This window comes from Thomasclavelia cocleata (assembly GCF_900102365.1).
GTDB lineage: Bacteria > Bacillota_I > Bacilli_A > Erysipelotrichales > Coprobacillaceae > Thomasclavelia > Thomasclavelia cocleata.
In genome coordinates this window covers 1-23682 of sequence record NZ_FOIN01000008.1, presented here as the reverse complement: position 1 = coordinate 23682, position 23682 = coordinate 1, and the positions used below count along the sequence as shown (strand labels likewise).

Genomic DNA, 23682 nt, shown 5'->3' with positions numbered 1-23682 from the left:
TATAAAAACATGAGTTGATATTTGAAAATAGAAGAAAATTAGTTTCATCTATAAAGCATTAAAAGGAATGATTTAGGGCTTAAAATTATAAAAAAACAGTAAAAATATGCTTATAATCAATGTTTTTTTTAGTTTTTTATATTGACATAAATCGGGTTGAAATGTATTATTATTACATAAGGATTGTTACTATTCAATTAGGCGAGACCGATAATACTTTTGTATTTTCGAGCTCGCTTTTTTATGTTATGAAAGAATAGTAAAACTTATAGAAAGGAAGAGAAAGATGAAAAAAGCATTAAAGGTATTGATGTGTATGATGATGGTCATATCATTATTCACAATTGCGAGTGCTTCTGTTATGGCAAAAGAAAGTTCTATGATTTTTGTCGATGGGAAAAATGGAAATGACAATAATCCTGGAACCCTTGACAAACCAGTTCAAACACTTGCAAAAGCACAAGAACTTGCTAGAGCAAAAACAAATAATATGAATGAAGATTTAAAGGTGTATTTGCGTGAAGGAACATATGTGTTAGATGAAACACTTGTTTTTGATAGTCGAGATAGTGGTCAAAATGGACACAATGTTGTATGGAGTGCTTACGAAGATGAAAAAGTGACTATCTCAGGAGGAACAACTCTTAGTGAATGGACAAAAGTTGATGAAGAGAAAAATATTTGGAAAGCTCCTGCTAAGGGTATAGAAAGCCGTGAATTATATGTTAATGGCAAACGTGCGATTTTGGCTCGTGAAAGAGCTGAAGCACTTGATGACACAAGTATTAATAAAGAAGTGTATATTAAGCGTGATAATTTACCTGAAAGTTTTGCAAAAGTTGAAGATTTAGAGGTTGTTTTTGGGCGTAAATGGAAATGGGCGATTTTACGTGTAAGTGGTATAAAAACATTGACTGATGATGAGGATTATGGCAATTCATTTAGATTGAGATATACAAGTGAATCTAAAGCTGCTTTTAAAGCTAATCTTACAGGTGCTGCTATAGAAAATGATTCTGTAGCAATGAAAGAAGCTATTCTTTATATACAAAATGCTTATGAACTATTAAATGAACCTGGAGAATTTTATTTAAATGCTGAAGAAGATCAAGTATATTATATTCCTCAAGATGGTGAGGATATGAATAATATCAATGCTGTACTAGGAAGATTAGAAAACTTAATTGTATTTGACGGAACAGCAGATAATGTTGTCAAAAATATAACGATTCAAGGATTGAATTTTAAATATTCTACTTTCCTTAGACCAAATCTTCCAGATGGACTACAGACATTCCAAGCAAGTGCAATGACAAATCCAGAAGATGAATGGAATCGTGAATGGATTCCTACAACTGGAAGTGCTATCTATGGGGAATATTTAGATAACATTAATATCATGAAAAATCATTTTGAATTACTTGCTAATACAGGGGTTCACTTAGGTATTGCTACAAAAAATTCTTCTATTACATATAATGAATTTGAAAAATTAGGTGGTGCTGGAATTATTCTTGGCGGTACTGAGTCACAGCATCATAAACCAGAAAAAGCAGATTTAACAGAAAATAATGCTGTTACAGATAACTATGTTACAAATGTTGCTAATACATACAAAGGATGCACAGGAATTCTTATTGGTTATACATATGGTACTAACGTTTCATATAATACTGTAACAAATCTTCCATATACTGGAATCAGTGTAGGATGGGGATGGGGTTATGGAGAAAATACAAGACCAGATGAAGGTAAAACAGATCAATTTGTTCTTGGGGATTTTGTTCTTGGTAAAAATACGATCTCATATAACCGTGTTGAAAATGTATTGACTGAACCTGCTTTGATTGATGGTGGTGGTATCTATACACTTGGTAGACAAGATGGTTCTGTTATGACAGATAACTATATTGATGGTGTTCATAATGAATATGGTGGTATTTATTTAGATGAAGGTTCTGTAGGTTTTGATATTACAAATAATGTTATTACAAATTGTGTACGTAACTGGTTATTTAAAGGAGATTATAATTATATTTACGATAATTACGCAACAGAAGCTAAAGAGCCTAATCGTGATGAACGTATGCCAATTGGTGATGTTCTGCAATATAGATTTGATAATAATGATTTATGGGATGATGAAGCTGTTGCAAAAATTAAAGCTGCTTCAGGTGTAAGAACTGTTGTTTTACCTGAAGAACCAGGTAAAGATGATCCTAAAGATCCGCCAATCGTTGATGTTCCAGATCCAGATCCAGATCCAGAACCAGAAACACCTAATGTTTCTGATAATCCTCCTGTTAATTCAATTCCAAAAACATCTGATAATAGTATGATTGGAACATGGATAATTATTACTGGATTATCTGCAGTGAATTTGTTTGTTATTTCAAAAAGAAGAAAAAATATTTCTAATTAGTAAATAAAGAGGCCATAATGAAATAAAATAATGTATTAATTAAATATCATATTTATTAAAATAATTGGTTAAAAATATTGAGAGTTGAAAATGTTTCCTGTTCAATAATAGGCAATTAAAAAGAGATTTCAAAGATTACTAATAAAATAAGAAATCTCTTTTTATATTTACTTAAAGTAAGATAGAGTAAATTTTTAATTTAATGGCATTAAATGTAAAGTGTTTTTAATATTTTAGTAAGGGATGCATGAATATGGATAAGATTAATATTAATGATTTTCCTAAGTTAGATAGTGTATCGCTAATTACTATAAAAACATTATAACTTATTATATTATTTAGTTAGTAATGATAATATACGAGATTAAAAATTATTATTTAAAATTAATATAAAAAACAGTAAAACTTTGATATGATAGTTATTACTGCTTTTTATCTATGATTACATCATTATAATACATTTACGAGGACATTTTTCTTTACAAATACCACAATTAGTACATTTGCTATAATCTATATGTGCTAATGAGTTTTCAATTATAATTGCATTATTAGGACAATTACGAGCACATAAACCACAGCCAATACAACTTACATTACAATCTTTTCGAGCCCTTAATGCAGGTGTTTTAGAGTTACATTTAACGATAGCTTGTTTTTGATAAGGAACTAAACTAATAACGTTATTTGGACAGACTTTAATACATTTACCACAAGCTTGACATAAGTCAGTATCAATAACAGCTACTCCATCAACAATTTTAATAGCATTATACTCACATTCACGAACGCAGCTGCCATAACCCATACAACCATTAGAACATTGTTTTTCACCGCCACCTGGAATAATAGACACATTGTTACAATCTTTAATTCCATGATATATATATTGAGTCGTAACATTTTTACAAGTTCCATTACAATGAACAAAAGCAACTTTGCGGGTTGTTTTTTCATTTTCAACACCCATAATTTCAGCAATAGCATCAGCAACTATTTGTCCCCCAACAGGACATTGATTTACTTTAGCCTCATTTTCAGCAATAGCTTTTGCTAAACCATCACATCCAGGATAACCACAACCACCACAATTATTTCCAGGTAATTGTTCACGGATTTGGATTTCTTTTTCATTAACAGCAACAGATAGTTTTTCACTTGCAATAGTGAGGAGAATTCCAATTATTAAACCGATTGCACCAACAATTATTGTAGCAATTATTATTTCATTCATCTTATTAACTCCTTTCTATATTAACCCTGAAAAACCAATAAAAGCAATAGCCATTAATCCTGCAGTAATAAGAACAATAGGAGAACCCTGGAATGATACTGGAATATCATTGTTGGCAATTTTTTCTCTAATTCCAGCCATTATCACAATTGCAATTGTAAATCCTAAAGCAGTTCCTAAACTACAAATAAGACTTGTTAAAACATCATAACTATTTTGAACATTAGTAATAGCTACTCCTAAAACAGCACAATTAGTAGTTATTAACGGAAGATATACACCTAAAGAATTATATAATCCAGAACTATATTTTTTTAAAAACATTTCAACTAATTGAACAAGAGCAGCAATTACAAGAATGAAAGTAACAGTATTTAAATATTCAAGATGAAAAATTACTAATACTTTATAAAGTAGGCTTGTTGCTATTGAAGCAATTGACATAACAAAGATGACAGCACCACCCATACCAGCAGCTGTTTCAATTTTTTTAGAAACTCCTAAAAAAGGACATAATCCAAGAAATTGACTTAAAACAACATTATTTACTAAAGCTACACTGATTAATAATAAAATCATTCCTGTCATCTATTTTTCCTCCTTTAATTCACATGATTTTTCACTAACATGATTATGACAATGAAGACAATCATGATCACAGTCACTATTTTTAGAGGTATTAGTAGCACTTGGTAGTTTTAAACGATTTTGAATTGCAGTTAATCCTGCCAAAACAAAGAATGCACCTGGTGCCATAACAAAAATAGTAGCTGGTTCTAATTGACTAAAGAAACCATAGATGTTAGATCCTACTAAATCTTTAAATAGTGGCGCAAATTCAATTCCAAAGAAAGTACCACTACCTAGTATTTCTCTAACTAAACCAATACATGTTAATGCTAAAGTGAAACCTAATCCCATCCCAATTCCATCAAATAATGAAAGAATGCAATTATGTTTAGAAGCATATGCCTCAGCCCGTCCTAAAATAATACAATTCACTACTATTAAAGGAATATAAATTCCTAAAGTATTATATAGAGAAGGAAGATATGCCTGAAGTAATAATTGAACGATTGTAACCATTGAAGCAACAATAACAATATATGAAGGAATACGCATTCTATTAGGGATAATTTTTCTTAATAAAGATATTATAAAGTTGGATGCCATAAGAACAATAGTCGTTGTTAATCCCATTCCTAAACCATTAATGGAAGATGTTGTTACAGCTAAAGTAGGGCACATTCCTAACATTAAAATCAAGGTTGGGTTTTCTTTGAAAATTCCATTATAAAGGCGTTCTACATATTTATTCATAAGCAATCTCCTTGATTTCCTGATTAATAGCTAAAGCACTATTAACAGCATTATTAAAAGCAGTTGACGTTATTGTTGCACCGCTAAGAGCGTCAATTTCCTGATCTTTTTGTTTACCAGTTTTAGTAATAGTAAAATTGTTAATTTGTTTATTATAATACTGTTCTTTAAAATTTTCATTTTTAGCATTCATTCCTAAACCAACTGTTTCATCAATTGAAAGAACTTCGATCCCAGTAATCGTATCTTTTGTATCAATTCCTATAACTAATGTGATATCTCCACCATAACCATCTTTAGTAGTAACTTTGATTATATGACCAATTAAATTATCGGTTTTATCAGTGACCATTAATATATCATCAATTACTATTCCATTTTCTCCAAAATTATAGTTTTTATTTTTTATGGTTTCAGGAAATTTATCAACAATTTCATCAATTTCTTTATTGTTTGCAAATACTTTTCCTTGTTTAAAAACACTACGATAAGAATCTTGAATGATTTTTTCATTTTGAATGGCAATAGGTTCTTTAGTAAGTGAATTAACAAGAGCTAATGATAAACCAGCTGCTAATGTAATAATTGCAAAGATGATAATGTCTTTAAAGATATTTTTTTTCATTATTATTTCCCCCCTTTGCCTTTTATTTTAGGAATAGTTACTTTTTCAATTAGTGGAACTAACAAGTTAGAGATGATAATTGCAAATGACATTCCTTCAGGTGTATTACCATACAGTCTAAAAACTGCAGCTAAAATTCCAATAATTAAACCATAAATTATTTTACCATTAGGTGTAATAGGGCTAGTTACATAATCAGTAGCCATAAAGAAAGCTCCAATAATCAGACCACCACCACATATTTGTTTTAATAAATAATCTAAACTAAAATCCCCACTAATAAAGATAATTACACTAAATGAAACAAAAACAGCTAGAGGAATTTTAGGACTAATAACTTTTTTATAAATAAGATATAAAGCACCTATTAGTAAAGCAATTGTTGAGGTTTCTCCAATTGTACCACTAATATTTCCCATAAACATATTAAATAAATTTACATCTTCACCATTTCTTAATAGAGCCAAAGCAGTAGCACTACTTGTAGCATCAATATTAACAAATGAATTCATTTTTCCTGCAAATGATATTAATAAAAAACATCTAGCTGCCAAAGCAGGATTCATAAAATTTTGACCAAGACCGCCAAATAATTGTTTAACAACAATAATAGCAAAGACACTTCCAAGTGCAACCATCCATAATGGCATTGAACTAGATAGACATAAAGCTAATAATAGACCAGTAAGGATAGCAGAACCATCATATATAGTTATAGGAAGCTTCATGAAACGCTGATATAAATATTCACTTAATAAAGAAGTGATAATTGCAACGCTAATAACAAGAAAAGCATCTATTCCAAATTGATAAATACCAAATATTGTAGCTGGTATTAAAGCAAGAATTACATCATACATGATGTTTTTAGTAGTGATTGAATCTCGGATATGGGGAGCTGTAGATACGTGAAATAAATTATCCATTATTTGCTCCTTTCTTGCGATTATTAATCGCTCTTTTTATTTTTTTAAATGATTGCGTTAAATTTTGTTTAGCAGGACACGAATAAGTGCAGCAGCCACATTCCATACAATCCATACCATGTACTTTTATAAAATTTTCTTGATCATTAATTTTTGCATAGTGGTATAAAAGCTGAGGAACTAATCCAATTGGACAAGCATTTACACATCGACCACAATGGATACAAGGGGTCGGAGTGTTTTTTGAAACAGCATCTTCACTTAGGCAAACAAGAGCTGAAGAAGTTTTGGTAACGGGAATATCAAGATTGAATAAAGCTGTTCCCATCATTGGACCACCAGAAATAATTTTTTTAGGTGGTACTTTAAATCCACCACAGGCATCAACTAAAGTTTGATATTTAGTTCCTATTCTAACTTTAAAATTGTTAGGTTCATTAATAGCATCACCTGTGACAGTGACTATTTTTTCAATTAAAGGAATATTAAGGGCTACTGCTTCATAAATAGCAATAACAGAAGCCACGTTATTAACAATACAGCCAACATCGGCAGGTAACATACCACTAGTAACTACTTGATTAGTTAAAACTTTGATTAATACCCGTTCACTTCCTTGAGGATATTTTGTTTGTAGTGGAGCTATTTCAATCTTAGACTCATTTATAGTCGCTTTTTTTAAATGATTTAAAGCATCTGGTTTATTGTCTTCAATAGCAATAATTGCTTTAGCATTTTTAAATAATTGCAGTTGTATTTTTATGCCTGCAATCAGTTCATCACTTTTTTCTAACATTAAACGATAATCTGAGGTTAAATAGGGTTCACACTCAGCTCCATTGATTATAATATATTTAATAGAATCAGGATCTTTAGGAGTGTTTTTTACAGCACTAGGAAATCCAGCTCCTCCTAATCCTACGATTCCAGCTTGACTAATCAGCTCACGAATTTTTTCATCAGTATAATTTTGATAATCATTTATACTATTATATTCATTAACGGTTTGATATTGATGATCATTAGCTATAACAATACAATCAACATAAGCACCTGTTGCATCAAGGCGAGAATCAATAGCTTTTACAGTACCAGAAACTGAACTAATAACGTTAGCTGAAATCATTGCCTTTTTACATGCAATAATTTGTCCAGCTAGGACATGCTCTCCTTTACTCACAACTGGCTTGGCTGGAGCTCCAATATGTTGGGATAAAGGGAAAATTAATTCATCTCCAGGTAAAATAGTTTTAATCGAACAATTTTCGGAGATGAATTTATTATCATGGGGGTGAATTCCCCCTTTAAAACTAAATTTTTTCATTTTATAATGACTCCTTTGAAGTTTATAAATTAATTATAGTATTTTTTGTCTAAATATGAAATAGAAAAATATTGAAAATAACAACAAAAAAGCAATAGTTTTAACTATTGCCTAAAGATGGAATTGAGTTTCATCTAAACGAAGTGCATATCCTTGTGGATGTTTACAAACTGGACACACAGAAACTGCTTCATTGCCTTCATAAATAAATCCACAATTTAAACACATCCATTTAATACTACTATTTTCTTTAAATAATTTACCACTAGTTAATAAATCGTGATATTTTTTAAACCGTTCATGATGATAATGTTCTATTTCACTAATCATGAAAAATGAGGTTGCTATTTCAATATAACCCTCTTCTTTAGCTTCTTCACCAAATTGTTTATAAATTGAAGTAGCTTCATCATATTCGTGTTTTGAAGCAGCTTCTAATAATGAACTTAAATCTTGTTGTAAATCAACAGGATAATTTGCCATCATTGAAACGTTTTCATCTTTAAATACATCTTTTAAATAATTATAGAAAATTATAGCATGTTCCTTTTCTTGATTAGCAGTAAAATATAGCATATCTTGAAGAATTGCTAGACCACTATTTCCTGCTACTTTAGCAGCCATTTCATAACGCATTCGAGCTTGGCACTCACCAGCAAAAGCTCGAAGTAAATTTGTTTTTGTTTTTGCATCCATATAAATTACCTCCAGCCTTATTTTTAACAAAATAAAAGAAGATTAAACTCAATCTTCTAATATTTTAATTCTTTTGTTATTAGTTTATTTTATCTTTATTCATACCAGTTAATTCAAAATATTCATTCTTAACATTATTTAATAATTGCATAAAAGTCCAATTTACATTAGTTTGAGTTACTATTGCTTTTAGAGGAATAAAGGGAATATTAGCTTCTTTAAATATTTGTAATAAAATATCAATTTGTTTATCTTCAAATCCTGCCATTACTAACATATCATCATTAGGAATTGTAGTTAAAGCTTCAGTTCCTCTTTCAAATCCTTTTTCACCTAAAATATAACCAATCGGATTCATTAAATCACTTGATTTAACAATGATTATTTTAACATTTAATTTTTCTAAAATAGAAATAATTGCTTTACCAGCTTCACTTTTATCAATATTATACAACAATACAGTTTCTTGCATAAATTTGCCTCACTTTCCATTAATAGATTATCATATTTACTTTTGCCAATCAACTAACTTGCTAATTAAATAATCTAGGTATTATTATGCTACTGCTTACAGTTTCTAAAAAATTAATAACATTTTTATCAGTAAATTAAATGTATAATATAATTTATGTTTAAGTGTGAATACTAATATTATTGTTATAAATTATAATTTTATAACAATATTTTCATAGAATATCCGCATACGCATAAATGAAAAGTAATTTAATTGAAATAATTCGTGTGATTTGGCAGTTATTTTTGATATTTGATGTTGTATTAATTATTAATAAAGATGACAATATAAATAGAAATAAGAGTAGAATATAATACTTAAAGTTACTATCCACAGTATAAGAAGAAAAAAGATATTCACAAATTTTAAAAAGTAAAATACCTAATAATAGTAATATAAGAGCTGTTTATCATAATAGTTCTTTTTTGTGACATTTGTTTGACATAGGGACGATTGATGTTAGAATTAAAGATGAGCAAATTGATTATATATCAATGACAGCAGTTTAAACTAAAAGTTTCAATTATTTGTGCTTGAAAGAATGACAATAATTTATAATTATATAGAAGATGCTTAAGTCAAAAGGATAAAAACTATTAACTCACTCTTACATATTTTGGAGTAAAATGCTTTTATATTACAACAATGATGTAAAGGGAAATATTGGATAAAATCTACTATCTTTCAAGAAATATTTGTGTCACATAGCGAAGTGTGGAGAATGGAGAAAATTATGAAAAATAAAGTATTTAAATTAATTTTTGGCGGTATTGCAATTATAATAATTATCGTGATACTATTTTTTATTTTTCTAGTTCATAATGAAGTAGATTCAATAGTTGCTACTATCAAAGAAAATAATGATAATATTGAAATAACTTGTGATTGTATTGATAGTGCACAGAAATATTATTCACACTCAATTTCAAACGAAGATGGGATTATTTCTATTAAAATTAAAGTTTCTTCAGTTTTAGGTAAAAGTTGGCCGCAAAAAATAATAATTGATGAAAAACCTGAAGATATTAAAGCAATTGAAATAATTGATGGTTCAAATTCAAAAGTTATCTATCCATAAGATAATATAATAGACCAAATATATTTTATTTGAATTGGTTCTTATATTTTATAAAAATAGTCATTATTTAGTCAGATTATGAATTATTTGATTTATATAAGATGAACCAGATATTAGTAATAAGTGTGAAATTTTAAAAATTCATACTTATTTTTTAAGTTTTATTGGCATGTTGTTATTTAAATAGTATGAAATAGATTTCTAGATCTTGATAAATCATTATATTTATAGTTAGTACTAAACTTTTAAATAGTGAAATTTAATTTTTTTAAAGTGTCTTACAAAAGATCAGTTTTTATATATAGAAAATTTTAATTGTTTACATATACTTGGATGAAAAAATGAAATTCAAATAATAAAAATATTGACGTAAAGGAAAAAAAAGTGTATATTTAATAGGCAATGAATGATAGCAGCACATAGAGTTTTGAAACGAGCGTTTATAACTTATGTTTGTAGAGTAGCTGGCTGCAAAGTGAAATACTTAATATAAACACAATTCAAATAATCTATGCAATGTTATTGTTTTATGCAAATAAAACAATAAATGGAGGAAAAACAAATGTCACGTTATACTGGACCACAATGGAAACTTTCTCGTCGTTTAGGATTCTCAATTCTAGAAAACGGTAAAGAATTAAACAGAAGAGCATATGCTCCTGGTCAACATGGTCAAAAAAGAAAAAAACAAACAGAATATGGATTACAATTAGCTGAAAAGCAAAAAGTAAGACATATGTATGGAGTTAATGAAAAACAATTCCACAACACATTCAAACAAGCAGGTAAAATGAGTGGGATTCATGGTTATAACTTTTTCTGCTTATTAGAACAAAGATTAGACAATGTAGTTTATAGATTAGGATTTGCACCTACAAGAAGAGCTGCAAGACAATTAGTAAACCATGGTCATTTCTTAGTAAATGGTGTTAAGACTGATATCCCATCATTCCGTGTTAAAGTTGGGGATGTTATTGAAGTTAAAGAAAAATCTAAAAATTTAGCAATTATCAAATCTTCTTTAGAAAATAGAGTACATACTCCTGCATTCGTAGAAGTTGATGATACTAAATTAACTGGAAAATTTACTCGTTTACCAGAAAGATCTGAATTAAATCAAGAAATTAATGAATCATTAATCGTTGAATATTATAACCGTATGGGTTAGTAAATTAATTAAATTTAGGTATATCATAACTATATTGCAGCTATGGTATACCTTTTTTCTTTGTTTCATAAAAAAACACTAACTATGCAATAGGTGTGTCATAGTTATGTATTTGTTTGACTGCTAAATTCCTGCTAAAAATTTATTAGTTAATATATATTGGTGTGCTTTGCTAGATTAATTGTGCCAAAATAATTATTCGTCATCAGGAGAAAAATTTTTCATCCCCAAAATATAGTTGGAATCCACAAATTTATCAACAATTTCATCCATATCTCCTTTTTCATAAAGCTCTCTATTTTCTTCAAGAAATGAATCTGTAACATTTTCACCCTCTTCAGTGTAAATACTAACACCATATTCGTTTTCGTTAAAAGCATTATTGAGGTATGAATGAAGTTTAGGATAAGAAGTTGGTTCTCCTTCTTTGATGGCGCTAACTATAATTAATAGTATTGATAGTGCAAAAATTATTGTAATAATGGCTCCTTTTGATATTTTCATTAATAGTTACCGTCCTATGGATTAAAATTTGATATTTTATATTTAAATGATGATTGATAAAATAAAGAGTTCTTCAATATTAAGGTAGCAAGATAGTGTATAGATGTCAAGATGCATAGTTGTTTAGTATAAAATATTAGATGAGGATCTCAGGTAATACAAAGCGAGTAAGATAAAACCGAATTATTATCATAAGAAATCTATATTTTTTTAAGAGTTTGATTAAAATATCATGGACTATAAATAATTATTTGATATAATTAAGACAATATGGAGGTAAGTATGACAGATAGTAGAATTTGTATTGCTTTAGATTTTAAAAGTAAAGTAGAGGTAAAAGAATTTTTAGAAAAATTTAATGATGAAAAATTATATGTTAAAGTTGGAATGGAACTATTTTATGGTGAAGGAATTGAAATAGTTAAAATGATCAAAGAAATGGGTCATAATATTTTCTTGGATTTAAAATTACATGATATTCCTAATACAGTAAAGAGTGCAATGAAACAGTTAGCAAAATTAGATGTTGATATGATCAATGTTCATGCCTCTGGTAGTAAAGCGATGATGAAAGCTGCTCTTGAAGGATTAGAAGAGGGAAAAATTGGAGATAAAAGACCTTTATGTATTGCTGTAACATGTTTAACTTCACTTGATCAAGTGATTTTAGATGATGAATTATTGATTCATGAACCATTAGAAGAAGTTGTTTTAAAATGGGCAAGTAATGCTAAAGATGCTGGATTAGATGGGGTTGTATGTTCTCCACTTGAATCAAAAATTATTCATGATAATTTAGGACAAGACTTCTTGACTGTAACACCTGGAATACGTTTGGCAGATGATAATGTAAATGATCAAAAACGAGTTACTACTCCAGCGATGGCTCGAGAACTAACATCAAGTTATATCGTTGTAGGAAGAACAATTACTGGTTCAAATGATCCATATACAACATATAAAAAGGTATATCAAGATTTTCAAGGATAAGGAGAAAGATGATGAAAGAATTAATTGCAAAAGATTTATTAGATATTCAAGCTGTTTTTTTAAGACCAAATGAACCATTTACATGGGCAAGTGGAATTAAATCACCAATCTATTGTGATAATCGTTTAACACTATCATATCCAAATGTTCGTAAAGATGTTGAAACTGGTTTAGCTAAGTTGGTTAAAGAAAGTTTTCCAGAAGCTGACTGTTTAATGGGAACAGCAACAGCAGGGATAGCTCATGCTGCTTTAGTTGCAGATATTTTAGAGTTACCAATGGGATATGTTCGTGGCGGTGCTAAAAGTCATGGTCGTAATAACCGAATTGAGGGTAAAGTAGAGCCAGGAATGAAAGTGGTAGTAGTAGAGGATTTGATTTCAACAGGAGGAAGTTCTTTAGAATGTGTTGAAGCTTTAAGGGAAGCTGGTTGTGAAGTAATTGGATTAATTGCTATCTTTACATATGGTCTACCTAAAGCAACTGTTAATTTTGAAGGGGCTGATTGTAAGTTTGCGACTTTAACTGATTATGATACTTTAATTCAAGTGGCTAAAGAAAATAATTATATCAAAGAAGAGGATATGGAAAAATTAAAAGCTTGGAAAAAAGATCCAAGTGATGAATCTTGGATGACTAAGTAATAGATATTGAGCTGATTAATCAGCTCTTTTTTAAGCCAAAATTATTAAAAATATTGAGAATAAGACATAAATTAGAGATAATTGATAAAAAATATAGATATTTTAATTGCAATATGATTGTGGTATAATTATAATGCTATTGTTGTAAATAAAAGTAGCTTTGGAGGTAGAAAATGCTAAAAAGTATTAAATATGTTCTAAAAGAAAATTTTTCTAATCTGTTTAGAATATATTCAATTTCTAAATATGAATTATTATCTGATATGCGTGATTCACGATTAGGAATCTTTTGGAATTTTGCTAATCCAGCAATTCAAATTTTGACATATTATTTTGTTTTTGGGGTTGTTATGGATCGTAAAGCAGTTAATGGAATACCATTTATTCAATGGATGTTAGCAGGGATGGTTGTTTGGTTTTTTATTAATCCATGTATTACACAAGGGGCTAATGCTATTTTTTCGAAAACTAGTGTAATTACAAAAATGAAATTTCCTGTTAGTGTCTTGCCGGCTACTGTAGTTTTAAAAGAGTTGTTTAATCATGTTTGTATTTTATTGTTGATGATTATTTTTTATTGTACTCAAGGTGTTTATCCTGCAATTGAGTGGCTGGGAATAATTTATTATTGTTTTGCTGCCTGTTGTTTTGCAGTAAGTTTAGCGATGATAACATCAGTATTAAATATGATTGCTCGAGATACTCGGAAGTTGATTTTAGCATGTATGCGATTGATTTTGTATTTAACACCAATTTTATGGCCGATTTCAACGCTAGCTAAAGATGGGGCATTTTTTACTTTTATTCGTTTTATTATGAAAGTTAATCCTATTTATTATATTGTTTGTGGATATCGTGACTGCTTTTTATATCATTATGGATTTATGCATTATTGGAAACAAATGTTAGCATTTTGGGGAATAACAGGAGTGTTGTTTGTTGTTGGATGTTATATGATGTATAAATTTAAACATAAATTTATTGATATGATCTAGGTGGTAAAGATGGAAAATTATGCTATTAAATTTGAAAATGTTTCAAAAATATATAAACTAAAAAAGAAAAATGATGGTAAAAATAAAAGTAGTGTAACAAAAAGGTTTTATGCTTTAAAAGATATTAGTTTTGAAATTCCTAAGGGTGAGGTTGTTGGAATATTAGGTACTAATGGTTCAGGAAAGTCTACTTTATCACTTATTTTAGCAGGGATTAGTGAGATAGATGAAGGAACTATGTTTGTTAATGGAGAACAGTCATTAGTAGCTATTAATACAGGATTAAATAAACAATTAACAGGTTTAGAAAATATTAATGTTAAAGGTGCTTTGTTGGGTTTATCAAAAAAGCGAATTCAGGAAATTGTTGATGGGGTAATTGAGTTTGCTGAACTAGGAGACTTTTTATATCAGCCAGTTAAAAAGTATTCTAGTGGGATGAAGTCGCGTTTAGGTTTTTCTATTTCTCTTTATTTAAATCCAGATATTATTATTGTTGATGAGGCTTTATCAGTAGGGGATAAAGGTTTTGCTCAAAAATGTCTTAATAAGATGAATGAATTGAAAGATGAAGGCAAAACAATTATTTTTATTTCACATTCATTACCACAAGTGCGTAAATTTTGTCAGACTGCAATGTGGATTGAAGGTGGGATGTTAAAAGAATATGGGGATGTTAATGAGGTATGTGATCATTATGGTGAATATGTAGATTACTATAATAGTCTTTCAGGTAAAGAGAAGACGAAGATTAGGGAACGGAAGTTTGAAAAAAGAATTGTTCAAAATCCTCAAATTGGTTTTTGGGAAAAAGTAATAGATCGCATAAAAGGATAGGTGAAATTAATGAAGAAGGTTATTACATATGGAACATTTGACTTATTTCATGTAGGTCATTTGAATATTATTAAAAGAGCAAAAGCATTGGGTGACTATTTAATTGTTGCGGTTAGTAGTGATGCCTTTAATGCTCAAAAAGGTAAAAAAGCGTATCATAGTGATCAAGATCGTAAAATGATTCTTGAAGCTATTAAATATGTTGATGAAGTAATTTTTGAAGAGTCATGGGATCAAAAGATTAAAGATGTAAAAGAGCATGATATTGATGTTTTTGTTATGGGCGATGATTGGGAAGGTAAATTTGATTTTCTAAAAGATTATTGTGAAGTAGTGTATTTACCACGCACAGAGGGTATTTCAACTACAAAAATTAAAGACGATTTACATAATTAAATGAAACTTAGTATAATAATCCCTTATGATCGCTATAAAAATTATTTACATGACTGTTTGGAAAGTATTAGTCAGCAGCAAATAACGGACTATGAAACTTTATTGATCGTTAATGATGAAAATGATCTTGATGAAGATTTAAAAGCATATGATATAAATATGAAAGTAATTTCAGCAGGATTAAATTCTAATGTTGCTAAAAAGAGAAATATTGGAATTAATAATGCAAGAGGTGAATATATATATTTTATTGATTGTGATGATTATTTAATGAATCATACTTTGCTTTTATTAATTGAAAAAGCAGACCAGGAAAATTTAGATTTAGTTACAGGGATACGGAAATTCACATGGTTTAAAAAGAAAGTATTTGAAACTATGGGTGATGAAAAAAATGATGAATTAAATTTAAAGGACAAAGATCATGATCGTGATAATAAGTTTATCAATAAAATTTATGATGAAAACAATTTTGATGAATATAAAACTGATATATTAATTAGAACTCGTCATGCACTTAGAAATATTTCAGTTTTAAACATTTTAATTAGAAGTAAGCTGATAAAAGAACATGAGATTAGATTTAATGAAGAATTCTTTTATTATACTGATGCACCATTTGTAGTTCAATTATTAAATTATGCAAAGAGTTTTGATCGTATAGATGAAGCTGTTTTTGTAAAAAGGAAACACAATGATCCAATCAATAGTCCTGCTTTGTCACAAATAAAAGATCCTGATAATAAATTTAACGAATTTATTAAGGCGCATAATTATTGTACAATGTTAGTAGCACCAGATAGTTATATCCGTTACTATTTGGATGCTAAGATTGTTTCTTATTATACTAAATTTTTTGTTAAAAAACTTCGTCGCAGTAAGGATGATATTTGGCGTGAAGAACGTTTTAAAGTAATGTCTAATGTACTTCAAAATATTCGACCTGAATTATTAAATAAAAGTTCACGTTATAGATGCAAGTTAATTAAAGCAGCAATTAATAATGATATCGAATTAGCTAAAAAAACTGTTAGTCGACATTTAGCAAAAATAAAATTAAAAAAGATTTTAAAGAATAAAAACGAGATGAATAAATATTTATATCGTCATAGATATATAAATGAGCCTATTAAAGAAAATACGATCATGTTTGAAACTTTTATGGGTAAAAGTTATGCTGATTCACCAAAGTATATTTATGAATATTTAGCTAAAAATTATCCTGATAAATATCAGTTTATATGGGTTTTAAATGACCCGAAAGAAAAATTGCCATATGGTGGAATCGTTGTTAAAAGATTTACTCGTAAGTATGCTTATTATTTAGCTAGATCAAAATATTTTGTTTTCAATGTTCGTCAGCCGTTATGGTTTAGAAAACGTGAAGGACAGATTTTTCTAGAAACATGGCATGGAACACCATTAAAGCGCTTAGCATTTGATCAAGAAGAAGTTACAGCTGCTTCACCAACATATAAAGCCCAGTTTTATCGTCAAAAGCAAGAATGGGATTACTTGATTGCACCTAATAAGTTTTCAAGTGATATTTTTAAAAGTTGTTTTATGTATGATGGAAATATGTTAGAAACAGGGTATCCACGAAATGATTTATTATCTGCTTCTAATCGTGATGAAATTGCAATTAAATTGAAGCAAAAATTAAATATTCCATTAGATAAAAAAACAATTTTATATGCACCAACCTGGCGTGATGATGAGTATTATGGTAATGGTAAATATAAATTTAAATTAAAATTAGATCTTGAACTTTTAAAAAGAGAACTAGGTGAAGAGTATATTGTTTTATTAAGAACACATCACTATATTGCAGATGCATTGGATGTTACGGGATTAGAAGATTTTGCATATAATTTAAGTAAATATGATGATATTACTGAAATATATTTAATTAGTGATATTTGTATTACTGATTATTCAAGTGTTTTCTTTGATTTTGCGAATCTAAAAAGACCAATGTTATTTTATACCTATGATCTTGATAAATACCGAGATGTTCTAAGAGGTTTTTATATTGACATGGAAACGGAACTACCAGGACCTTTGGTTTATACGACTGAAGAAGTTATTGATAAGATTAAAAATCTTGATTTATTAAATGAGCAATACCATGAACGTTATGAACAATTTTATCAAAGATTTTGTTCATGGGAAGATGGTAATGCTTCAAAACGTGTTATTGAAAAAGTGTTTAAATAAGGGGATTCATCCCTTTATTTTTATAAGGGGGTTAAACAGTGAAATTGATTAAAAAGTTTTTAGGAAAACTAATTAGATTTCTATATCGTTTAGTATATCGTTTTATTCCTTGTCAAAAAGAAACAATCTTATTTATTTCTTTTCATGGTCGAGGTTATTCTGATAATCCTATGGCATTACACCAGTATATAACAACGCACTCTAGATATCATAATTATCGTTGTATTTATGCAATTAAGAATCATAAACAGAAAAATTTAAAGATCGATAATGCTAAGATTATTGAGTATTTTAGTATTCCTTATTTTTTTTATTTAGCTAGATCCAAGTATTGGATTTCTAACTGTAAATTACCTAAATATGTTTTAAAAAAACCAACTCAAGTTTATCTGCAAACATGGCATGGAACACCATTAAAAAAATTAGCTCATGATATTGAAGTACCTGATGGAACTACTTTTTATCGTAGTGGAATGTCAATTGAAGAAATGCGTTCAACCTATGATAATGATGTTAGTAAATATAATTATATGATTTCACCAAGTAGTTTTACAACTGAAGTGTTTCAAAGTGCTTTTGCTATTAATAAAGAGCGTTTGATTGAAACTGGATATCCACGTAATGATATTTTATCTAATTATCAAGATGAAGATATTGATAGAATCAAAGCAGAACTTAAATTACCTAAAGATAAAAAAATTATTTTATATGCTCCAACCTGGCGTGATAATTCATTTAATTTGAAGGGTTATACATTTAAATTAGAAGTTGATTTTAAAAAATGGCAAAATGAGCTAGGTGATGAATATATTGTGCTTTTTAAACCGCATTATTTAATAATTAATGATTTTGATTTAGAAAGTGTAAAGGATTTTGTATATTTTATTGATCCTAAAGAAGATATCAGCAGACTATATTTAATTGGGGATATTTTGATAACTGATTATTCTAGTGTGTTTTTTGACTATGCAATATTAAAAAGACCAATATATTTTTATATGTATGATCTAGAAAGTTATCGTGATGAACTAAGAGGTTTTTATTTGGATGTATATAAAGATTTACCAGGACAAATAATTGAAGATGAAAACTTATTGCTTGAAGAAATTAAACAAAATAATTTTGATTATGATAAATTAGAATTATTTAATCTTCGTTTTAATAATCATGAAGATGGTAGGGCGAGTAAGAGAGTTTTAGAAATATTATTGAAGTAGGTGAGATAATGGGATTAAAGAAAATAGTCATTAATCTTATTTTAAGATTTGTAAATGTCTTTGTACGTTTCTGTTCAATAAAGAGTAATCAAGTTGCATTTGTTTCTTTAGAATCAAATCGATTAGAAAGTGATTTGAAATTAATTTATGATGAGTTAAATAAGAATGGAAATTACACTTTAAAAACTGTATTGATAAATTATAATAAAAAAAGTTTACTTAATAATTTTTTATATATGCTTAATTGTATTAAGCAAATCTATATTATTAATACCTCAAAAATAGTTTTAATAACTGATAATAACTATGTTATTAGTAATTTTAAACGTGATGGAGTAAAAGTAATTCAGGTTTGGCATGCAACTGGAGCAATTAAAAAGTTTGGTAATGCAATTAAAAGAGAATATCCAATTAAAAATTATGATTATGTTCTAGCAAATAGTGATTATTGGAAGGAACCTTATCAAGAGGCTTTTAATGTTTCTAAAGATAATGTGATTATCACAGGAATGCCACGAGTAGATCATTTAGTTGATCATGATTATTTAATAAAAACTAAAACAAGGCTGCAAGATAAATACCCAGTTCTAAAAAATAAAAAAGTTATTTTATATGCTCCGACATTTAGAGGAAATATTTATCAAGGTTTTAAAAGGATTGGTTTTAATGGGAAAAAACTGCTTGATAGTTTAGGTGAAGATTATGTTTTAATATATAAATTTCATCCACTATTATTAAATGATTCAATTGTTGATTGTGATCGGATTTTAAATTTAAATAATGAGGAGACTCATGATTTATTTACTGTTAGTGATATGTTAGTGTCTGATTTTTCATCCATTATTTTTGATTATGCCTTTTTAAATAAACCATTATATTTTTTTGTTCCTGATTTAAATGAATATTTAGAAACATTGGGATGTTTTGTAGATTATCGTGAAATTATGCCAGGTGCAATATGTTTAGATGAAGAAGAATTATCAAAAGCAATTTTAAAAAATAAAAACTATGATATTAATTGTTTTTTACAAACTTTTTTTAAATACCAGGATGGTAATAACACTAAAAGAGTTATTGAATTTATTAAAAGCTTTAACAAGCATCAAGAATAATCTTGATGTTTTTGTATTATTTTTAATATATTTGCCTAGAAATAAGATAACAGCTTGAATAGGTTAAAGTAGGAGGGATGTACATGTACGAAGATTACATGGATAATTTATTTGATCGCCGCCCTATGCCAGTTGTAGCGCCTAAGGTTGGAGATATATTCTTATATACGGTAAATCGTGGAGATAACGTATATGCAATAGCTAGAAGATTTAATACACGAGTAGATTATATTAAAAATATGAATGAATTGGATAATCGAATGATGATTTATCCAGGACAACAATTATTGATTCCGGTACTATTTGAAAAAATACCCCCAGTAAAACCACACCCTTTACCACAGCCAGTACCACGGCCACAACCTCGGCAGTCATATGAACTATATTTTTAAAATAACTAGATTTTTTAGATGAAAGAGTTTATTATATTGTTAAATATGTACAAGGAGAAAGATATGAAATTGCATGCAGGAAGTAAGCGTAATTTAACATTGGTAATGGACTTATATGAATTAACAATGTCATATAATTATTTTAAGCAAGGGAATAAAGATCAATATGTTTATTTTGACATGTATTATCGTAAAAACCCTGATAATGGAGGATACTCTATTTTTGCAGGATTACAGCAGTTGATTGAATGTATTGATCATTTGCATTTTAGTGAGGGAGATATTGAATATCTCCGCTCACTAAACAAATTTGATGAAGAGTTTTTTGATTATTTAAGAGATTTTCATTTTACTGGTTCAATTTATTCAGTTAAAGAAGGAACGCCAGTGTTTCCTAATGAACCTTTAATTACAGTACGAGCGAAGTTTATTGAAGCTCAGTTAATTGAAACATTATTATTAGTTACAGTAAATCATCAGTCATTGATTGCTACTAAAGCTAATCGAATAGTAAAAGAAGCCAAAGGACGGCCAGTTTTGGAGTTTGGGGCTAGAAGAGCTCAAGGTTATGATAGCGCTACATATGGAGCACGAGCAGCTTATATTGGAGGGGTTACAGGAACTGCTACTGTGTCAGCAGGGATGATGTTTAATATTCCAGTAGTAGGAACAATGGCACATTCATTTGTACAGTCATTTGATAGCGAGTATGAAGCGTTTAAGGCTTATGCTCTTACTTATCCTGATGATTGTGTTTTGTTAGTTGATACATATGATACTTTAAAGAGTGGTGTGCCTAATGCTATTAGAATCGCTCAAGAGATATTAGCACCATTAGGTAAAAAATTAAAAGGAATTCGTTTAGATAGTGGAGATATCGCTTATTTATCAAAAAGAGCCAGGGTCATGTTAGATGTTGCAGGTTTACTTGATACTCAGATTACAGCATCTAATTCTTTAGATGAATATTTGATTCGTTCTTTGTTAGATCAAGGGGCAAAGCTAGATTCTTTTGGTGTTGGTGAAAATTTAATCGTTTCTAAAAATGCTCCAGTTTTTGGTGGGGTATACAAACTAGTTGCAATTGAAAAAAATAATGAGATTATTCCTAAAATCAAGATATCAGAAAATACTGAAAAAATAACTAATCCTGGATATAAAAAAGTTTATCGTATCTTTGAAAACGAAACAGGTAAAGCAATTGGTGATGTAATTGCATTTCATGATGAAAAAGTCTCTAGTGATCATGATTTAACTATTTATCATCAATCTAATATTTGGAAATTTAAAACACTTTTAGCAAATACTTATACTATTGAAGAATTACAAGTACCAATTTTTATTGATGGTAAAAAAGTGTATCCAGATTTGACAGTTGATGAAATTCGTGAATATTCAAAACAAGAAAAAAATCGTATTTGGGATGAAGTATTTCGTTTAGAATATCCTCATGATTATTATGTTGATTTAACGAAAGAATTATTGGATTACAAAATTAAGATGTTGGAAGAAAAAAGAAAGTAGTAAGTTGAGGATGTAAAAATGTCAAGATTTGATCGTAAAGTTGAAAGACAAAAAAGTGAGTTTATATTTTCTAAGAAAGTAATACCAGAAAAAACTAAAGGGGAAATGATTAAGGAGAATTTTAGTTTTAAATGGATAAAGATAAATTTTAAAACAGTTATTTATTTGATTATTGATTTTATATTTGTAAGTATTGTTTTTATTCCTTTTTTAATGCAGTTTTATAATGCTAAATTATCATTTATTCTTGGACATGCTTTATTGACTGGTTTTTTAGTAGTATTAACGTTTTATTTTATTGATAAAGAGAAACCTTCATTATTTGAGTTATTAGTTAGGTATTGTTTTATGGCAGTGATATTAGCGATAACTTCATTCATTGCAGGGTTATTAGTATAAAGGTGCAATTATGATAATAACAGTAGTTGGTCTTGGGGTAGTGGGTGGAAGCTTTGTTAAAGCTTTAAAAGGACACGGACATCAGGTATATGGGATTGATATTGATGAAAATACGTTAAAAAGAGCTGAAGATGAAGGTTGTATTATAAAGGGTTACCAGGATGGTAGAGAGATTATATCTAAGTCGGATTTAACGATCATATGTTTGTATCCTTCACTGGTCTTAGATTTTATTAAAAATAATCAATTTAAAAAAGGAAGTATTATAACTGATGCAGTAGGAATTAAATCATACTTTTTACAAGAGGCAATGAATATAATTGATCCAGATGTTGAGTTTGTAAGTGGTCATCCAATGGCTGGAAGAGAGAAAAAAGGTTTTGAATATGCTAGTAAGGATGTATTTAAAAATGCGAATTATATATTAATCGAACATCCTGTCAATAAAAAAGAATGTATTGAATTTATGGAGAAATTTGTAGGAACTCTAGGATTTAAAAGTGTTAAAATTATGTCACCACAGGCTCATGATGAGATAATTTCTTTTACTTCACAGCTTCCTCATGCAATTGCTGTAGCTTTGATAAATAGTGATAATGAAAAATATGACACTGGAAAATACATTGGTGATTCTTATCGTGATTTAACAAGAATTGCTAATATTAATGAAGCTTTGTGGTCAGAGTTATTTTTAAGGAATCGTGAAAATTTGTTAAAATCTATTGAGGCTTTTGAATTACAGCTGGATTTAATTAAACAGGGATTAGTTGAAAATGATGAGCAGATATTAAAAAAATTATTTATTAATTCATCAAAAAGAAGAGAAAATTTAGAGAAGTAACAGGTTGAAAACCAATGTCATTAAGTTAAGAAGATAAGAAAGAAGTCATAAGTATAGAATATAAAAAATCTATGCTTATGGCTTTATTTTATGTACACAAAAAAGTACAGTCTTGAAACTGCTTTTCCAAAGGTATATAATAGTCGTGTGTTAGTCAAACCTATAGTTGAAACATACGACTTTTTTGGCAGAAACATGACGTGTGCTTGTTCTTCCTGGTCGGACAGGAAGTATTTCTTTGGCTATCAGGTTCTCAACGGGTGATTTTTTACCCGTTTTTTTGTTTAGAAACCTTCTTATGATATGC

General features: G+C 28.7%; 24 protein-coding genes. 15 read left to right on the top strand and 9 right to left on the bottom strand.

Annotated elements, in window-relative coordinates:
* Nucleotides 1–286: 286 nt before the first annotated feature.
* The gene (locus tag BMW96_RS05000) at nucleotides 287–2422 is read left to right on the top strand and encodes a right-handed parallel beta-helix repeat-containing protein (protein WP_092353135.1); all 2136 of its coding nucleotides are present in this window, start codon (nucleotides 287–289) and stop codon (nucleotides 2420–2422) included.
* Between the two features lie 442 nt (nucleotides 2423–2864).
* Here the strand turns inward: BMW96_RS05000 and BMW96_RS04995 are convergent, their stop codons facing one another.
* The 8 genes from BMW96_RS04995 to BMW96_RS04960 form a co-directional block, all read right to left on the bottom strand.
* Complete coding sequence (locus tag BMW96_RS04995) at nucleotides 2865–3656, bottom strand: RnfABCDGE type electron transport complex subunit B (RefSeq protein WP_092353133.1); 792 nt, start codon at nucleotides 3654–3656, stop codon at nucleotides 2865–2867.
* Nucleotides 3657–3671: 15 nt separating this feature from the next.
* Nucleotides 3672–4244: an electron transport complex protein RnfA gene (locus BMW96_RS04990; protein ID WP_092353131.1), complete on the bottom strand. Its 573-nt coding sequence runs from the start codon at nucleotides 4242–4244 to the stop codon at nucleotides 3672–3674.
* Entirely contained in the window at nucleotides 4245–4976 is a 732-nt protein-coding gene (gene rsxE / locus BMW96_RS04985) for an electron transport complex subunit RsxE (protein WP_092353128.1), read from the bottom strand.
* The gene (locus BMW96_RS04980; RefSeq protein ID WP_092353126.1) at nucleotides 4969–5601 is read right to left on the bottom strand and encodes an RnfABCDGE type electron transport complex subunit G; all 633 of its coding nucleotides are present in this window, start codon (nucleotides 5599–5601) and stop codon (nucleotides 4969–4971) included. The genes rsxE and BMW96_RS04980 overlap by 8 nt, the downstream gene beginning before the upstream one ends.
* A 2-nt stretch (nucleotides 5602–5603) precedes the next feature.
* Nucleotides 5604–6527, bottom strand: coding sequence for an RnfABCDGE type electron transport complex subunit D (locus tag BMW96_RS04975; protein ID WP_092353124.1), 924 nt, complete (start codon nucleotides 6525–6527; stop codon nucleotides 5604–5606).
* A complete protein-coding gene (gene rsxC / locus BMW96_RS04970; protein ID WP_092353122.1) occupies nucleotides 6520–7851 on the bottom strand; it encodes an electron transport complex subunit RsxC in 1332 nt (443 codons plus the stop codon). The genes BMW96_RS04975 and rsxC overlap by 8 nt, the downstream gene beginning before the upstream one ends.
* Nucleotides 7852–7962: 111 nt before the next feature.
* Complete coding sequence (locus tag BMW96_RS04965; protein ID WP_092353120.1) at nucleotides 7963–8547, bottom strand: rubrerythrin family protein; 585 nt, start codon at nucleotides 8545–8547, stop codon at nucleotides 7963–7965.
* 79 nt (nucleotides 8548–8626) lie between these two features.
* Entirely contained in the window at nucleotides 8627–9019 is a 393-nt protein-coding gene (locus BMW96_RS04960; protein WP_092353118.1) for a DUF3783 domain-containing protein, read from the bottom strand.
* A 775-nt stretch (nucleotides 9020–9794) separates the two neighbouring features.
* Between BMW96_RS04960 and BMW96_RS04955 the strand changes: the two genes are divergently transcribed.
* Both BMW96_RS04955 and rpsD read left to right on the top strand, forming a co-directional pair.
* The gene (locus BMW96_RS04955) at nucleotides 9795–10139 is read left to right on the top strand and encodes a hypothetical protein (protein WP_092353116.1); all 345 of its coding nucleotides are present in this window, start codon (nucleotides 9795–9797) and stop codon (nucleotides 10137–10139) included.
* 562 nt (nucleotides 10140–10701) lie between these two features.
* Nucleotides 10702–11307 carry a 30S ribosomal protein S4 gene (gene rpsD, locus BMW96_RS04950; RefSeq protein ID WP_092353114.1) on the top strand — a complete coding sequence of 202 codons (606 nt, stop codon included), beginning with the start codon at nucleotides 10702–10704 and terminating at the stop codon, nucleotides 11305–11307.
* Between the two features lie 195 nt (nucleotides 11308–11502).
* Here rpsD and BMW96_RS04945 read toward each other — a convergent pair whose 3' ends face one another.
* The gene (locus tag BMW96_RS04945; RefSeq protein WP_092353112.1) at nucleotides 11503–11811 is read right to left on the bottom strand and encodes a hypothetical protein; all 309 of its coding nucleotides are present in this window, start codon (nucleotides 11809–11811) and stop codon (nucleotides 11503–11505) included.
* 282 nt (nucleotides 11812–12093) lie between these two features.
* Here BMW96_RS04945 and pyrF point away from each other — a divergent pair, with 282 nt between their 5' ends.
* The 12 genes from pyrF to BMW96_RS04885 all read left to right on the top strand — a co-directional run bounded on the left by pyrF (nucleotide 12094) and on the right by BMW96_RS04885 (nucleotide 23375).
* Nucleotides 12094–12801, top strand: a complete 708-nt coding sequence (pyrF, locus tag BMW96_RS04940) for an orotidine-5'-phosphate decarboxylase (protein WP_092353110.1) — start codon at nucleotides 12094–12096, stop codon at nucleotides 12799–12801.
* A gap of 11 nt (nucleotides 12802–12812) precedes the next feature.
* A complete protein-coding gene (gene pyrE, locus BMW96_RS04935) occupies nucleotides 12813–13445 on the top strand; it encodes an orotate phosphoribosyltransferase (protein WP_092353108.1) in 633 nt (210 codons plus the stop codon).
* 173 nt (nucleotides 13446–13618) lie between these two features.
* Nucleotides 13619–14440: an ABC transporter permease gene (locus BMW96_RS04930; protein ID WP_092353106.1), complete on the top strand. Its 822-nt coding sequence runs from the start codon at nucleotides 13619–13621 to the stop codon at nucleotides 14438–14440.
* 9 nt (nucleotides 14441–14449) lie between these two features.
* Nucleotides 14450–15277: an ABC transporter ATP-binding protein gene (locus BMW96_RS04925; protein ID WP_092353104.1), complete on the top strand. Its 828-nt coding sequence runs from the start codon at nucleotides 14450–14452 to the stop codon at nucleotides 15275–15277.
* A 9-nt stretch (nucleotides 15278–15286) separates the two neighbouring features.
* Nucleotides 15287–15673: a glycerol-3-phosphate cytidylyltransferase gene (gene tagD, locus BMW96_RS04920; protein ID WP_092353102.1), complete on the top strand. Its 387-nt coding sequence runs from the start codon at nucleotides 15287–15289 to the stop codon at nucleotides 15671–15673.
* On the top strand, nucleotides 15674–17890 hold the full coding sequence (locus tag BMW96_RS04915; protein WP_092353100.1) for a bifunctional glycosyltransferase/CDP-glycerol:glycerophosphate glycerophosphotransferase: 2217 nt from the start codon (nucleotides 15674–15676) through the stop codon (nucleotides 17888–17890).
* Nucleotides 17891–17928: 38 nt separating this feature from the next.
* On the top strand, nucleotides 17929–19107 hold the full coding sequence (locus tag BMW96_RS04910; protein ID WP_092353098.1) for a CDP-glycerol glycerophosphotransferase family protein: 1179 nt from the start codon (nucleotides 17929–17931) through the stop codon (nucleotides 19105–19107).
* Between the two features lie 8 nt (nucleotides 19108–19115).
* A complete protein-coding gene (locus tag BMW96_RS04905; RefSeq protein WP_092353096.1) occupies nucleotides 19116–20219 on the top strand; it encodes a CDP-glycerol glycerophosphotransferase family protein in 1104 nt (367 codons plus the stop codon).
* Nucleotides 20220–20302: 83 nt separating this feature from the next.
* Nucleotides 20303–20611 carry a LysM peptidoglycan-binding domain-containing protein gene (locus BMW96_RS04900; RefSeq protein WP_092353094.1) on the top strand — a complete coding sequence of 103 codons (309 nt, stop codon included), beginning with the start codon at nucleotides 20303–20305 and terminating at the stop codon, nucleotides 20609–20611.
* 63 nt (nucleotides 20612–20674) lie between these two features.
* Nucleotides 20675–22135, top strand: a complete 1461-nt coding sequence (locus tag BMW96_RS04895) for a nicotinate phosphoribosyltransferase (RefSeq protein WP_092353092.1) — start codon at nucleotides 20675–20677, stop codon at nucleotides 22133–22135.
* Nucleotides 22136–22153: 18 nt separating this feature from the next.
* Nucleotides 22154–22534 carry a hypothetical protein gene (locus BMW96_RS04890; protein WP_092353090.1) on the top strand — a complete coding sequence of 127 codons (381 nt, stop codon included), beginning with the start codon at nucleotides 22154–22156 and terminating at the stop codon, nucleotides 22532–22534.
* A 10-nt stretch (nucleotides 22535–22544) separates the two neighbouring features.
* Nucleotides 22545–23375 carry a prephenate dehydrogenase gene (locus BMW96_RS04885; RefSeq protein WP_092353087.1) on the top strand — a complete coding sequence of 277 codons (831 nt, stop codon included), beginning with the start codon at nucleotides 22545–22547 and terminating at the stop codon, nucleotides 23373–23375.
* Nucleotides 23376–23682: the final 307 nt, after the last annotated feature.

What these genes read in the sequence shown, in the direction of transcription:
- BMW96_RS05000 (WP_092353135.1), top strand. Translation starts at nt 287, where the DNA reads ATGAAAAAAGCATTAAAGGTATTGATGTGTATGATGATGGTCATATCA.
- BMW96_RS04995 (WP_092353133.1), bottom strand. Translation starts at nt 3,656, where the DNA reads ATGAATGAAATAATAATTGCTACAATAATTGTTGGTGCAATCGGTTTA.
- BMW96_RS04990 (WP_092353131.1), bottom strand. Translation starts at nt 4,244, where the DNA reads ATGACAGGAATGATTTTATTATTAATCAGTGTAGCTTTAGTAAATAAT.
- rsxE (WP_092353128.1), bottom strand. Translation starts at nt 4,976, where the DNA reads ATGAATAAATATGTAGAACGCCTTTATAATGGAATTTTCAAAGAAAAC.
- BMW96_RS04980 (WP_092353126.1), bottom strand. Translation starts at nt 5,601, where the DNA reads ATGAAAAAAAATATCTTTAAAGACATTATCATCTTTGCAATTATTACA.
- BMW96_RS04975 (WP_092353124.1), bottom strand. Translation starts at nt 6,527, where the DNA reads ATGGATAATTTATTTCACGTATCTACAGCTCCCCATATCCGAGATTCA.
- rsxC (WP_092353122.1), bottom strand. Translation starts at nt 7,851, where the DNA reads ATGAAAAAATTTAGTTTTAAAGGGGGAATTCACCCCCATGATAATAAA.
- BMW96_RS04965 (WP_092353120.1), bottom strand. Translation starts at nt 8,547, where the DNA reads ATGGATGCAAAAACAAAAACAAATTTACTTCGAGCTTTTGCTGGTGAG.
- BMW96_RS04960 (WP_092353118.1), bottom strand. Translation starts at nt 9,019, where the DNA reads ATGCAAGAAACTGTATTGTTGTATAATATTGATAAAAGTGAAGCTGGT.
- BMW96_RS04955 (WP_092353116.1), top strand. Translation starts at nt 9,795, where the DNA reads ATGAAAAATAAAGTATTTAAATTAATTTTTGGCGGTATTGCAATTATA.
- rpsD (WP_092353114.1), top strand. Translation starts at nt 10,702, where the DNA reads ATGTCACGTTATACTGGACCACAATGGAAACTTTCTCGTCGTTTAGGA.
- BMW96_RS04945 (WP_092353112.1), bottom strand. Translation starts at nt 11,811, where the DNA reads ATGAAAATATCAAAAGGAGCCATTATTACAATAATTTTTGCACTATCA.
- pyrF (WP_092353110.1), top strand. Translation starts at nt 12,094, where the DNA reads ATGACAGATAGTAGAATTTGTATTGCTTTAGATTTTAAAAGTAAAGTA.
- pyrE (WP_092353108.1), top strand. Translation starts at nt 12,813, where the DNA reads ATGAAAGAATTAATTGCAAAAGATTTATTAGATATTCAAGCTGTTTTT.
- BMW96_RS04930 (WP_092353106.1), top strand. Translation starts at nt 13,619, where the DNA reads ATGCTAAAAAGTATTAAATATGTTCTAAAAGAAAATTTTTCTAATCTG.
- BMW96_RS04925 (WP_092353104.1), top strand. Translation starts at nt 14,450, where the DNA reads ATGGAAAATTATGCTATTAAATTTGAAAATGTTTCAAAAATATATAAA.
- tagD (WP_092353102.1), top strand. Translation starts at nt 15,287, where the DNA reads ATGAAGAAGGTTATTACATATGGAACATTTGACTTATTTCATGTAGGT.
- BMW96_RS04915 (WP_092353100.1), top strand. Translation starts at nt 15,674, where the DNA reads ATGAAACTTAGTATAATAATCCCTTATGATCGCTATAAAAATTATTTA.
- BMW96_RS04905 (WP_092353096.1), top strand. Translation starts at nt 19,116, where the DNA reads ATGGGATTAAAGAAAATAGTCATTAATCTTATTTTAAGATTTGTAAAT.
- BMW96_RS04900 (WP_092353094.1), top strand. Translation starts at nt 20,303, where the DNA reads ATGTACGAAGATTACATGGATAATTTATTTGATCGCCGCCCTATGCCA.
- BMW96_RS04895 (WP_092353092.1), top strand. Translation starts at nt 20,675, where the DNA reads ATGAAATTGCATGCAGGAAGTAAGCGTAATTTAACATTGGTAATGGAC.
- BMW96_RS04890 (WP_092353090.1), top strand. Translation starts at nt 22,154, where the DNA reads ATGTCAAGATTTGATCGTAAAGTTGAAAGACAAAAAAGTGAGTTTATA.
- BMW96_RS04885 (WP_092353087.1), top strand. Translation starts at nt 22,545, where the DNA reads ATGATAATAACAGTAGTTGGTCTTGGGGTAGTGGGTGGAAGCTTTGTT.